Annotated in this window: 13 protein-coding genes and 3 tRNA genes; 4 read left to right on the forward strand and 12 right to left on the reverse strand. The window is 32.4% G+C overall.

What is annotated here, in order from left to right:
• Positions 1-174: 174 nt before the first annotated feature.
• The 4 genes from frr to rpsB all read right to left on the reverse strand — a co-directional run bounded on the left by frr (position 175) and on the right by rpsB (position 3,278).
• Positions 175-732, reverse strand: a complete 558-nt coding sequence (gene frr / locus V5784_RS08135) for a ribosome recycling factor (protein WP_336888534.1) — start codon at positions 730-732, stop codon at positions 175-177.
• Positions 733-766: 34 nt separating this feature from the next.
• Positions 767-1,480 carry a UMP kinase gene (pyrH, locus tag V5784_RS08140; protein WP_336888535.1) on the reverse strand — a complete coding sequence of 238 codons (714 nt, stop codon included), beginning with the start codon at positions 1,478-1,480 and terminating at the stop codon, positions 767-769.
• An 80-nt stretch (positions 1,481-1,560) separates the two neighbouring features.
• Positions 1,561-2,445 carry a translation elongation factor Ts gene (tsf, locus tag V5784_RS08145; RefSeq protein WP_336888536.1) on the reverse strand — a complete coding sequence of 295 codons (885 nt, stop codon included), beginning with the start codon at positions 2,443-2,445 and terminating at the stop codon, positions 1,561-1,563.
• 119 nt (positions 2,446-2,564) lie between these two features.
• Positions 2,565-3,278 (reverse strand): 30S ribosomal protein S2, encoded by a 714-nt coding sequence (gene rpsB / locus V5784_RS08150; RefSeq protein ID WP_336888537.1) that lies wholly within the window; start codon positions 3,276-3,278, stop codon positions 2,565-2,567.
• Positions 3,279-3,526: 248 nt separating this feature from the next.
• On the opposite strand from rpsB, the gene V5784_RS08155 reads away from it, so the two are divergent.
• From V5784_RS08155 to V5784_RS08165, 3 genes are all read left to right on the forward strand, one after another.
• A complete protein-coding gene (locus V5784_RS08155; RefSeq protein WP_336888538.1) occupies positions 3,527-4,636 on the forward strand; it encodes a PTS sugar transporter subunit IIC in 1,110 nt (369 codons plus the stop codon).
• Positions 4,637-4,960: 324 nt separating this feature from the next.
• Complete coding sequence (locus tag V5784_RS08160) at positions 4,961-5,626, forward strand: response regulator transcription factor (RefSeq protein ID WP_336888539.1); 666 nt, start codon at positions 4,961-4,963, stop codon at positions 5,624-5,626.
• 3 nt (positions 5,627-5,629) lie between these two features.
• Positions 5,630-7,012 (forward strand): HAMP domain-containing sensor histidine kinase, encoded by a 1,383-nt coding sequence (locus V5784_RS08165; RefSeq protein ID WP_336888540.1) that lies wholly within the window; start codon positions 5,630-5,632, stop codon positions 7,010-7,012.
• A gap of 96 nt (positions 7,013-7,108) precedes the next feature.
• Here the strand turns inward: V5784_RS08165 and V5784_RS08170 are convergent, their stop codons facing one another.
• The 8 genes from V5784_RS08170 to V5784_RS08205 form a co-directional block, all read right to left on the reverse strand.
• Positions 7,109-7,666 (reverse strand): tetratricopeptide repeat protein, encoded by a 558-nt coding sequence (locus V5784_RS08170; protein WP_336888541.1) that lies wholly within the window; start codon positions 7,664-7,666, stop codon positions 7,109-7,111.
• Between the two features lie 38 nt (positions 7,667-7,704).
• A complete protein-coding gene (gene glmS, locus V5784_RS08175) occupies positions 7,705-9,531 on the reverse strand; it encodes a glutamine--fructose-6-phosphate transaminase (isomerizing) (protein WP_336888542.1) in 1,827 nt (608 codons plus the stop codon).
• A gap of 542 nt (positions 9,532-10,073) precedes the next feature.
• Complete coding sequence (gene rplT, locus V5784_RS08180) at positions 10,074-10,427, reverse strand: 50S ribosomal protein L20 (RefSeq protein WP_336888543.1); 354 nt, start codon at positions 10,425-10,427, stop codon at positions 10,074-10,076.
• Between the two features lie 54 nt (positions 10,428-10,481).
• Entirely contained in the window at positions 10,482-10,688 is a 207-nt protein-coding gene (rpmI, locus tag V5784_RS08185; protein WP_336888544.1) for a 50S ribosomal protein L35, read from the reverse strand.
• Positions 10,689-10,716: 28 nt separating this feature from the next.
• On the reverse strand, positions 10,717-11,232 hold the full coding sequence (gene infC / locus V5784_RS08190) for a translation initiation factor IF-3 (RefSeq protein WP_336888545.1): 516 nt from the start codon (positions 11,230-11,232) through the stop codon (positions 10,717-10,719).
• 257 nt (positions 11,233-11,489) lie between these two features.
• Positions 11,490-11,566: transfer RNA gene (locus V5784_RS08195), tRNA-Arg, on the reverse strand.
• A 59-nt stretch (positions 11,567-11,625) separates the two neighbouring features.
• Positions 11,626-11,716: transfer RNA gene (locus tag V5784_RS08200), tRNA-Ser, on the reverse strand.
• 5 nt (positions 11,717-11,721) lie between these two features.
• Positions 11,722-11,809: transfer RNA gene (locus V5784_RS08205), tRNA-Ser, on the reverse strand.
• Between the two features lie 470 nt (positions 11,810-12,279).
• On the opposite strand from V5784_RS08205, the gene V5784_RS08210 reads away from it, so the two are divergent.
• On the forward strand, positions 12,280-13,143 hold the full coding sequence (locus V5784_RS08210) for a S1-like domain-containing RNA-binding protein (protein WP_336888546.1): 864 nt from the start codon (positions 12,280-12,282) through the stop codon (positions 13,141-13,143).
• Positions 13,144-13,306: the final 163 nt, after the last annotated feature.

A 13,306-nucleotide genomic window follows, 5' to 3' on the forward strand; every position in this document is an offset into this window, starting at 1 on the left:
TTCTCTAATTAGCTCTTTTCGTGCTAATTCATCAGGGGATAAATCTTTTCTTTTTTTTCTCATAAAAAAACCTCCAAATTAATGTAATTGTAGTTTACACTAATTTGGAGGTTTACACAAAATATGAGACAGACCCAAAAAAGACCATTCAATTGAATGGTCTTTTGCTTTATTCTATACTGTTGTGATCTCTTTTTCTTTCTTTTTTAATAATTCATCTGCTGCTTTGATGTAATCATCTGTAAGTTTTTGAACATCAGTTTCAAATCCTTTTAACTCATCTTGTGTAATTTCTCCTTCTTTTTCAGCAGTCCTTAATTTATTGTTGATGTCTTTTCTTACACCTCTAATTGCTACTTTTCCAGCTTCTGCTTCGTTTTTTGCCATCTTAGCATATTCTTTTCTTCTTTCAGCTGTTAAATCAGGTATAGATAATCTTACTACTTTACCATCGTTATTAGGAGTAAGTCCTAAGTTAGCTAAGTTGATTGCTTTTTCAATTGCAGGAATTACAGTTTTATCCCAAGGATCGATAACTAATAATCTTGCTTCTGGAGCCGATACATTTCCTACTTGGTTTAATGGCATTTCGCTTCCGTATTGAGATACTTTTACGTCAGCTAGCATAGCTACGTTGGCTCTACCAGCTCTTATTGTTGAAAATCTATGTTTTGTTGAGTCGATTGCTTTTTCCATTCTTTCTTTAGTTTCTGTTATTAATAATTTTGACATTTTATTCCCTCCATCGATTAATTGACTTTTCCTATTATTTTGTTACTGTAGTTCCTATAACTTCTCCAAATACAGCTTTCTTAATATTTCCATCCACCAATGAATCAAATACTAAGATTGGAAGATCATTATCCATGCACAATGAAATTGCTGCTGTATCCATTACTTTTAAACCTTGAACTATAACTTCTGAATATGTAATTGTATCATATTTTTTTGCATCTGCATATTTAGCTGGGTCCTTATCAAATATTCCGTCTACTTTAGTTCCTTTCATTAGAATATCAGCCTCTATTTCCATAGCTCTTAAAGCTGCTGCTGTATCTGTTGTAAAATATGGATTTCCTGTTCCTGCACCAAATATTACCACTCTTCCTTTTTCTAAGTGTCTCTGAGCTTTTCTCTTTATAAATGGTTCTGCTACTTTAGGAATTTCTAATCCTGTCTGAACTCTTGTTTGTACTCCTAATTTTTCAATTGTATTTTGTAATGCAAGTGCATTGATTACTGTAGCTAGCATTCCCATATGATCACCAGTTACCCTGTCGATTCCCTGTTCCTCACCTGACAGGCCTCTAAAGATGTTTCCACCACCAATAACAACTGCTACTTGTACTCCCAAATTAGCTAATTCAACTATTTGTTTGGAAAACATATTTATCATATGAGATGAAATCCCATATTCCTGCTTCCCCATCAAAGCTTCTCCACTTAATTTTAAAAGAACTCTTTTATATTTTGGTCTCATATTCCCTCCTGAATTTTAAAAGTATTTCTACTCTTTACGTTGAAAAAAAGGGGTATAACAAAAGTTATACCCCTAAAAAATTATCCATTAATTTGAGCTGCAACTTCTGCTGCAAAATCTTCAACTTTCTTTTCAATTCCATCTCCAACTTTGAATCTAGAGAATCCTTTTACTGTAATATCCCCTGCAAACTGCTCTATAGTTTCTTTGTTTTCCGCTCTTACGTAAACTTGTTTAACTAAACAAGACTCTTCGTAGAACTTTCTTTCTTTACCTTTTAAGATATTGTCAATTATTTTCTCAGGTTTTCCTTCTTCTAATAATTGAACTCTTGCAATTGCCATCTCTTTCTTTAAGTCTTCAGTAGTTACATCTTCAGGAGCTAAGTATCCAGGGTCCATAGCCGCTACATGCATAGCGATTCCTTTAGCTTTTTTTACGTTTTCTTCAGTAGCTTCACCAGTCATTTCGATGATAACACCTAATTTTCCACCCATATGGTTGTAAGTAGTTACGAAACCTTCAGTAGTAACTGATTCTATTCTTCTTAAGTTCATGTTTTCACCGATTTTAGCTATTAAGCTAGTTAATCTTGTTTCAATAGTTTCACCGTTCAAGTCTGCTGCTTTTAAAGCTTCTATTGTTGTAATTCCATTTTTTAAAGCCACTTTTATTGCATTTTTTCCAAATTGAATAAACTCATCACTTTTAGTTACGAAGTCAGTTTCAGAGTTGAATTCTAATACTAATGCAGTTTTTGCATCCGCAGAAACCCCATCAAAGATCATTCCTTCTGCTGCGATTCTTCCTGCTTTTTTAGCTGCTTTAGCCATTCCTTTTTCTCTTAGGTAATCAATTGCTGCTTCCATATTACCTTCTTTTTCAGTTAATGCTTTTTTACAGTCCATCATTCCCGCTGCTGTGATGTCTCTTAACTCTTTTACCATTTTAGCTGTGATTTTCATTTGAATCCTCCTAAAATTATATTTACAGTCTCAAAGTGACTTTTTTTATTATTGTATATATACATGTTAATACAAGAAGAATTGAGTACAAAAGTACTCAATTCCATTTATGTATTTAATTACTTCGTTTCAGTTGGTGCTGCTTCCATACCTTTTCTACCTTCGATGATAGCGTTAGCCATGATAGTAGACATCAATGTCACTGATCTGATAGCGTCATCATTTGCTGGGATTGGGAATGTGATAGGATCAGGATCAACGTTTGAGTCAACCATTGCAATCACAGGTATTCCTAATTTATTAGCTTCTTCCACAGCTAAGAATTCTTTCTTAACGTCTACTACGAAGATTGCTTTAGGGGCTGCTTTCATATGCTTGATTCCACCTAAGTTTTTGTCTAATTTTACTAATTCTTTTCTTAACATAGAAGCTTCTTTCTTTGTGTAAGCTGCATCTAAAGTTCCATCTGCATCTAATGCTTCTAATTCTTTTAATCTAGCGATTCTAGTTTTGATTGTTTGGAAGTTAGTCATCATTCCCCCTAACCATCTATTGTTTACATAGTACATTCCTGCCCTTTCTGCTTGTATTTTTACAGCTTCTTGAGCTTGCTTTTTAGTTCCAACGAATAATATGTCTCCACCGTCAGCTGCTACGTCTCTGATTACATTATATGCAACTTCAATCATCTTTAAAGATTTGTGTAAATCTAATACGTGAATTCCGTTTCTTTCTGTGAAGATATATTTCCCCATCTTTGGATTCCATCTCTTAGCTTGATGCCCGAAATGCGCTCCTGCTTCTAATAATTGTTTCATAGTTACTACTGCCATTTTTGTGTTCCTCCTTGAATATTTGTATTTGGTTTTTAAACTTCCGTTAAGCTCGAAACTAGGAGACCAATATAGATTGGCACCTTCCCTAGAAATACCTAACGTGTTAAATAGCTACTAATAATATCATTTTTGTAAAAAAAAGTCAATCTTTTTACCGAACTTTTGCAACGGCAAACGCATTTAAAGTCAAGGGGTTTAATTGCCACGAAACATCAGATTTTCAATGAAATTACAGGAAGCGGATTATGATAATTTATCCATTTGAATTTTGTGATTTTTATGATATAATTGTTGTAGAAAAAAAATTAAAGGAGCTAATTATGACAACTAATATCTATAGTTTAAAAGAAAACAAAAATATCTTCAAATTAGGAGTAGCCTATCTCACCAAAGTATTAAATGGAATGGCTTTAGGACTTTTTTCATCCCTTATAATAGGGCTTATTTTAAAACAAATCGGGGTTTATACTGAGCTTAACTTCTTGTCCCACTACGGACAGATAGCGCAGTGGATGATGGGTCCTGCTATTGGTGCCGGGGTAGCATACAGTTTAAAAGTTCATCCTTTGGCCATATTTGCGGCTATCATTTGCGGTACTTTAGGTGCTGGTACTATTACTGCTGGAGGTGGAATAACCATAGGAGAACCTGTAGGAGCTTTTATTGCTTCCCTTGTAGGAGCTGAAATAGGTCGATGGGTAAGTGGCAGGACCAAGTTTGATATCCTCCTAATTCCTTCTCTAACCATTATTTCCGGGGGGCTTACTGCTAGTTTAATCTCACCCTTTATGGTAGATTTTATGAAAGATGTTGGGATCTTTATAAATACTCTTACAACTCTTCATCCTATCCCTATGGGAATTACCCTTTCTGTAGTCATGGGAATGATCTTAACCCTACCTATATCCAGTGCTGCAATCTCAATTTCTTTAGGATTATCAGGCGTTGCAGCTGGAGCTGCTACAGTTGGGTGTGCTACTCATATGATTGGGTTTGCAGTTTCTAGCTATAGGGAAAATAAGATAGGAGGATTGGTCTCACAAGGATTAGGTACTTCTATGCTACAGGTTCCAAATATTATAAAAAAACCAATTATTGCCCTGCCTGTTATCCTCACTTCTGCAATTTTAGGACCCTTAGCAACCTCTGTATTTTATATGAGAAATAATTCAATCGGTGCCGGTATGGGAACCTCTGGATTGGTTGGGCAGATAGCCACTTTTAAAACCATGGGTACAGATGGAATCTTAGGTATTTTACTCCTACACTTTATTCTTCCAGGAATTTTCACTTATTTTATAAGTGAATTTATGAGAAAAAAGAAATGGATCAAATATGGTGACCTGCAACTCTAGATAAAAAAAGGACCTATTCATCATCGATGGATAGGTCCTTTTTTTTAAACTTATATAATTATAGTCTCTTTCGACTATTAATTTATTTTCTTCATCATTTACAAAAATTATATTTTTTTCATAGTTTTAATTTTTTCCTAGAATCCCTTTGTCTGATTGTGTTTGTTTTCAGATTCTCTTTTAGTATTTTCTTGTTACCTCTTAGTTATCAAATATATTCATCTTTTATACAAAAATGTAGTATAATGATTATATATAATACCATTATTATTTTTAACTTTAAGGACATTCATAATATTTTAAAATACAAGGAGATGATATACCATGGAAAAAATTCTTATTGTTGAAGACGATAATAGCCTTTCACAACTGTTAGAATTCCAATTGAAATACGCTCATTATGATACTGCTATTACCCCTAGGGGAGAGGAAGCGATTAAATTAATAAAAGAATGCGATTACAACTTAATTATTTTAGATATTATGCTTTTAGACGGAAGTGGAATTGATGTCTGCAAAGAGATCAGAACTTTTTCCGAAGTTCCTATAATTATGCTGACGGCTAGAGACAGCATCAATGATAAGATCTCTGCTTTTGACGCTGGAACCGATGACTACCTAACTAAACCATTTGAATTTGCTGAACTTTTAGCTAGAATAAAGGCAAACACTAAAAAATCTAAAGATTCTGAACCTAAGATCCTTTCTCACAAGGGAATTACTATATTTTTGGATACCTATAGAGCTGAAAGGGATGGAGTAGAATTAAATTTAACAAAAAAAGAATTAAAGATATTACAACTTTTATTAGAGAATAAAGGAAAAGTAATCAGTAAAGAAGAGATCATAAATAAATTATGGCAAGGTTTCTATGAGGAGAACAATAATATTGTATCAGTATATATAAACTACCTTAGGAATAAAGTAGATAAAGGATTCCCTGAAAAACTAATTGAAAATGTTAGAGGTATCGGATATATAATAAGGTAATTTATGAATAAACATACATCTATTAAACGTACTGTAATTACATCCTACCTTCTATCTATGCTGGTCATTTTAGCCTCTATCCATATAGTAGTTATTTTAGTGTTTCTAAATTGGGAAGATAGAACAACTAAATCCGAAATAAACAAAACTTCCCTTGTAATTCAGAAAGAACTAAAACAGATTAAAGACTTAGATAAAGCCTCAACTATCGAGTTAATCAACAACAAAATAGCTGAATTTGAAACAACTCAGATAGGTCAGCATTCATTGTATATTAATTTAATCTATGAAAGCATCGTTTTTTCTGCTAAATCCACCGAATATATTTATGACTACAAAAAAGAATTGGGAAAATTTCAGTATATATTAAATAGTAAAAACGCCTTAATTATAAAGAATTTATTATTAAAATTCGGAGATAAAGAGATCTATGTTCAGATCTTTTCCGATTCAGATGAAATAAAAAACGATACTATAGCTCTTATGAATTCTCTTTTCTTTTCCAGTATTTTCATCATAATGATCTCCCTTGGAGTAGTAAGAAAGATTGACAAGATCATCCAATCTCCCATACATGAGATCACTAAAACTGTAAAAAAAATTAATAGACATGATTTGAGTGAACGAATTACCATTATAAATCCAAATAATGAATTGGGAAAACTCTCAATGGCTATAAATGATATGATTGATAGATTAGATATATCATTTAAATCTCAAAATAAATTTATTTCCAACGCTTCCCATGAACTCAGAACCCCACTAGCAGTAATCAAAGGGTATGCCGACCTTTTAAATATAGGAGCAAAATCTGACCCTGTTATGATTGATCGAGGTCTTGCAGAAATTTTAAAAGAAGTTAATAATATGGAAAACCTGTTAAAGAAACTTCTTTTTTTAGCACGCAAAGAAAATAATATATTAAAAAATAACATTATTTCCTTTGAAATATCTCTTTTAATTCAGGAACTTATGGAAAAACAACAACTTATAGATAAAGATCATACCTATAAAATCCTACGAAATCAAATATCTATTTTAAATGCCGATAAAGATCTTATCCTTCAAGCATTAAGAGAGTTATTAAAAAATAGCTCCAAATACACACTTGAAAACCATGAGATCTCCATCGATTCATTCCATAAAAGAAAATACCACTATATAGTAATTAAAGATCAGGGTAAGGGAATTCCAAAAAAAAATATAAAACACGTCTTTGAAAGGTTTTATATCCAAGATGAAAGTCGAAATAGGCAAAAAAATAGTTTCGGGCTAGGTCTTTCCATTGTAAAAGATATTATTAAATTACATGATGGAAATATTTATATTGAAAGTGAGTTCAATATAGGAACTACTGTAACTATTAAGCTTCCCATATCTATTTAATACAAGGAAGCACCCAAAAGTAGATTTAGTAATCAAATAAAGAGGCTTGACCCTTTTGGGTCAGCCTCCTTATTAAATATTTTAATAATCTAGGTTTTATTTTCCTATTTTTTCTCTTAAAAAATCTATTTTTTCTTTAACAGCTTCATCTCTCGAATCAATTTCATAGGCAGCTATATATTCCTTTAGTGCTCTTTTTAATCGTCCCATTCTCTCGTATTTTATAGCAAATTCCACATGAGCATCATAGATATCAAAATCTAAAAATATCGCCAGATCATAGGCTCTTATAGCGTCTACTATTCTTCCTACCCTTGAATAAGCATTCCCTGATAAAAAATATACAAATGGAGCTTCTGGGTCTATTTCTAAAGCCTTATCAAACAATTCTATAGCCTCTGCAAAATCATCCTTTTCATAGTAAAGATATCCCATATATGCCATATACTCTGGATTTTTGGGATCTAATTCCAACATTTTACTGTAGACGTCTATAGCATCATTTGTTTTTTTTTGAAAACAAAGTATTGCCCCTAATTCCTTCAATGCCTTGCGATTATTGGGATTAAAGATCAGTTCCGATCTAAGATCCACTCTTCTTTCATCTAAGTTTTCTATCTCATTAATCTCCATAAATATTGTTGTTCTTAACATCTCTCTCCCCCTTGATTCTAAAAAAGTATTATAACTTCTTATTCTACAGTAACAGATTTAGCTAAATTTCTAGGTTTATCTACATCTACGTTTCTACTTATAGCAGCATAATACGATAATATCTGTAGCGGTATAACATTTATTACCGGTGAAAACAATTCGTCTATCTCTGGTATATAAATAACTTCGTCTGAAATTTTTGCTATTTCTAAGTCTCCTATAGTGGCTACAGCTAGTACCCTTCCACCTCTAGCTCTTACTTCCTCTATATTGGATTTCATCTTATCATATGTATCACTTTTAGTAGCTATTGCTATAAGTGGACAGTCTTCATTTATAAGCGCTATGGGACCATGCTTTAATTCCCCTGATTGGTAACCCTCTGCATGGATATACGAGATTTCCTTCAGTTTTAATGCTCCCTCATAGGCTATTGCTGTATTTATGTTTCTACCTATAAATATACTAGATACCACACCATCTAATATCGATGATTTTTTCTTGATATCCTCTTCTATTTCTAATATTTTCTCTACAATATTTGGTAATTTTCTTAAATTTTCAATTATATATCTTCTTCTTTCTACATCTAATATCTCTTTTTTCTCCCCTAGATACAGAGTCAATATATATAGAGCTATCAGTTGTGATACAAATGCCTTAGTAGAAGCTACCCCTATCTCTAGACCTGCATTGATATAGATTGTTCCATCTGCTTCCCTGGATATGGTACTTCCCATTATATTGATTATTCCTATTGTCTTAGCTCCACTTTTTTTAGCCTCTCTCAGCCCTGCCAATGTATCGGCTGTTTCTCCTGATTGAGATATCAATATCACCAGGTCTGTCTTAGCAATTATCGGATTTTTATATCTAAATTCAGATGCTACCTCGACTTCTACCGGTATTCTTAACTCCTGCTCTATCATATATTTTCCTATTAGAGCCGCATGATAAGATGTCCCGCAAGCTACCATATGAATCTTGGTTATATTCTTTAATTCTTCCTCCGTCAATGTGATCTCATCTATGATGGCACTATCACCCTCTATTTTACCTTTTAAAGTCTCTGCTATTACTGCTGGTTGCTCGTGGATCTCTTTTAGGGTAAAATGTTCATATCCACCTTTTTCTGCTGCTTCTAACGACCATTCTATCTTTGTTTCCTCTATTGTTTTTTCATTTCTTTCTAAATCCCATATCTTTATTTCATCTTTTTTTAATGAAGCTACATCCCCATCTTCTAAAAAGATTACTCTATCAGTATATTCTAGGATTGCTGGAACGTCTGATGCTATATATTTTTCCTCTGTTCCTAATCCTATTACTAAAGGTGATCCCTTTCTAGCTGCCACCAATAGATCCGGCTGGTCCGATGAAATTACTCCTAATGCGTAAGTCCCATCTAAGATCGGTAATATTTTGAATACGGATTCTAACAGATCTCCAGTATAATTATCAGTTAACAGATGAACTATAACTTCTGTATCGGTGTCGGATAAAAATTTATATCCTTTATTTTTCAATTTTCCCCTTAATTCTGCATAATTTTCTATTATTCCGTTGTGTACAAGAGATAGTTTATCACCCTGTGAATTATGAGGATGGGAGTTTCTAGTACTAGGCACTCCATGAGTAGCCCACCTAGTATGCCCTATACCTACATGACCTAAAATTTCTTTATCTTTTATTATTTCACCCAAATTTACTAATTTACCCACTGATTTAAATGTTTTCATAAGTCCCTCATCACTTAAAATTGATATACCAGCTGAATCATACCCTCTGTATTCTAATTTTGATAACCCACTATATAAGATGTCCTTTGTTTCTTTAGTTCCTACGTAACCTACAATTCCACACATTTTTATTTCCTCCTAAAATATTTGATTTTAAATATTCTTTTAGACCCATAGATCTAAAGGGTTATATTTTAAAAGAAAATAGCCACTAGAAGATTTTTGTAATAATCGTTGCCAATTATTTTTGTTCCTTCTTTAGGTTGTGACAACCTCTAAGGTACCCGCCGATTTTCGATTTCCCTAGCCCTCGTCAACTTCTGATCTCATACCTTGTTCGAGATTGAGAATTAATTCAAAAGTTCAGGCGCTTATTTTTTTTATCTTCTTTTAGTTTCCCTACTAAACCATTGTATAAGAAATATAGAACCTATGTCAACTAACATTTATACATATTTTCTAGTGAAATTTTGCAGTTTATAATAATATTAAAATAAAATCGTTGATTTAAGTCATATATACTCAATTTTTTCACATAAACCTACCTTTAGATCCATTTTTACTGCATCATACATATTATACATATTAACTATCAAATCCCATATTTTTTTTTATGATTCTAAGTTTATAAAAAAAAGACTATCCAAGAGGATAATCTTTTAAAATTTTTATAATGCTGATTTTGCAGTTTCTGCTAATTTAGCAAATTCTGCTGCATTGTTTACAGCTAAGTCAGCTAAGACTTTTCTATCTAAAACAATTCCAGCTTTCTTTAATCCATTCATGAATTTAGAATAAGTTACTTCATTTAATCTTGCAGCAGCATTTATTCTTATGATCCATAATTGTCTCATTTTTCTCTTTCTAACTTTTCTATCTCTTGTAGAGAAAGCTTCTGCTCTCATTACAGCTTGGTTAGCTTGCTTGAATACATCTCCAGATGCACCTCTAAATCCTTTAGCTCTTTTTAATATTTTTTTATGTCTTTTTCTTCTAATAACACCAGTTTTTACTCTTGACATTGCCTGTTCCTCCTAATCTCAAAAATTTGCTTAACATCTATTTAAAGATTATAATTATCTTCCAACACCTGTAGGTAATAATCTTACCATCATTCTTGCAGCACCTTTAGGTAGTACATTATCTTTATTTAAGTTTCTCTTTCTTTTAGTCTTTTTCTTAGTTAAGATATGACTCATTCCTGATTTCTTAGCGATATATTTCCCTGTTCCAGTTACTTTTACTCTCTTAGCAGTTCCCTTGTGAGTTTTCATCTTAGGCATAATAAATATCCTCCTTTCAATTTTATGTTTATTTTTTTAACGGTGATAATATGATAAACTTTTGTGGTCCACCATACTTTTTATCAATAAGAGCTTCATCTTTAAAAATTTCAGCTACTTCATCAAGTTTTTTTATTCCTAGTGCAGCATGCATTCTTTCTCTACCAAATAACATAAGACTAGCTTTTACTTTATGTTCTTTTTCAATGAACTTTCTAATGTGTCCTATTTTAGTTTCAAAATCATGTACATCTATTCTAGCTTTAAACTTAATTTCTTTAATTACAACTTGCTTTTGATTTTTCTTAGCTTCCTTTGCTTTTCTAGCCTGCTCATACTTATACTTTCCGTAATCCATAATCTTACATACAGGTGGTTGAGCTGTAGGTGAAACTTCTACTAAATCAAGTTTTTTTTCAACTGCAATACTCAATGCTTCTCTCGAAGTCATTACTCCCAATTGCTCTCCATCATCCGATATTACCCTTACTTCTCTAGCTCTAATTCTTTCATTAATTCTAGTTTTGTTAGAAATAATAGTCACCTCCAAAATTATATAAAAAAAACAGGATATGATAACACACCCTGTAAAAGTTATTTCTTAATTAAATTTTCATCTAATCAGTAAATTCTTCACATCTTTAATTCGTAACCTGATGCATCTAACATGATCCTAAGATCTAAACTTTTAGTTTAGTGATGATAAGGTGAGAAACGGGTGTCTCTTCTTTTCTTATATATTAAATTTTTATTCTACATAGCATAATATCACACAAAAGATATAATGTCAACTTTTTTTTATGGTGCACCTAAGAGGAGTCGAACCTCTAACCTTCTGGTTCGTAGCCAGATGCTCTATCCAATTGAGCTATAGGTACAGATATTAATTAAAATATTGAGTAAAAAAAAAGCGGTTACAACCGACTTTGTTTTTATATGGCGGAGAATGAGGGATTTGAACCCTCGGTACCCGATAAGGGCACACTCCCTTAGCAGGGGAGCGGATTCGACCACTCTCCCAATTCTCCGTGTATGGCGATGAGACTGGGACTCGAACCCAGACCCCTTGCGGGTTCACCGGTTTTCAAGACCGGCTCCTTAGCCAGTTCGGACATCTCACCACTCGACAAGAACTATACTATCATACATATATATGATGGTCAACACTTATTTTATTTTTATTTATAAAAACTGTATTTTGTTCTGTTTTTAAAACTAAAACGATATAAACTATAACAAATATGATGGAAATGTGCGCTTTATAGAATTAATCGACACTCTTCATTGAATTGCATGTTATACTTTTTTCAGTTATTTATATTCACCTTTGGAGTGAATATAAAGTGTATTTTTCATCCTCAACATATACTATCAATAAATAAAGTTTTACATACATCCCCTAAAAAGTTTGAAATATATGCCTATGGTAGCATCTAAAGTAAATTTGTTTAGTATTTTATGAAATATATGGTATAATAATGGGTAACATTTGGCAAATATAGTGGCGTATTTTGAATTTAATGAGGAGATAACAATGAGTGAAGTAACAAATAACAATGAAATAATGGATGAATCAACATCTAAACAATCAATAATAAAGATGGGAAAAAGACAAAAACTGACTGTACACAATATCGCAACCATCGGAGCTTACCTTGACGCTGAAACTGAAAATGCAGACGACAATGTCTTATTACCAAATAATCAGATCGAAGGAAAAAATATCCAAGAGGGAGACGTTGTAGACGTATTCATATATAGTGATTCTGAAGATAGGTTAATAGCTACATTTGAAACTAGTTTTGCAGTAGCTGGAACCATGGCAAAATTAAAAGTTGTAGATCTAGCTCCTTTTGGTGCATTTTTAGATTGGGGATTATCTAAAGATTTACTTTTACCAAAGGGACAAGAAGAATGTAGAGTAGAGATCGGACAAACTTACCTAGTAGGGTTATTTGAAGATAAAAAAGGTAGAGTTTCTGCTACTATGAATGTCTATAAATTTCTATTACCTAACTTTGATCTAGAGAAAAATGAATTGATAGTAGGTACAGTGTATAGAGTAGTTCCTGAGATCGGAATATTTGTAGCTATAGAAGATAGATACTATGGTCTTATTCCTAATAACGAATTCTTCGGCAACTACAAAGTAGGAGACGAAGTACAAGCTCGTGTAATTAGAACTAGAGAAGATGGTAAGGTTGACCTTAGTCCTAGACTATTAGCTCATGTACAAATGGATAAAGACGCTTCTATGATCTTAGAAAGCATTCAGACTAACTATCACAAGAGGTTAACAATCAGTGATAAGAGTTCCCCTGAAGATATCAAAAGAGAATTTGGACTGAGTAAAAAAGCTTTTAAAAGAGCTATCGGTGGATTATTAAAAAATAGACTTATTGAAAAAACTGAAGATGGCTTCAAACTAACTGAAGATGGAAAAAATCATAAATAGACAAAATAAAAATAGAGAAAACTGAGGGGCTGTTGCAAGTTTTGTGTAAACTCTAAAAATTAATGTAAAACTTTTATAAAAAGAGGAGTAATAATTCTTTAATTATTGCTTCTCGTTTTTAATATATTAGAACTTTATTTTTTGTATGTCAATAGCAGAGCCT

This window comes from Psychrilyobacter sp. (genome assembly GCF_037132775.1).
Lineage (GTDB): Bacteria > Fusobacteriota > Fusobacteriia > Fusobacteriales > Fusobacteriaceae > Psychrilyobacter.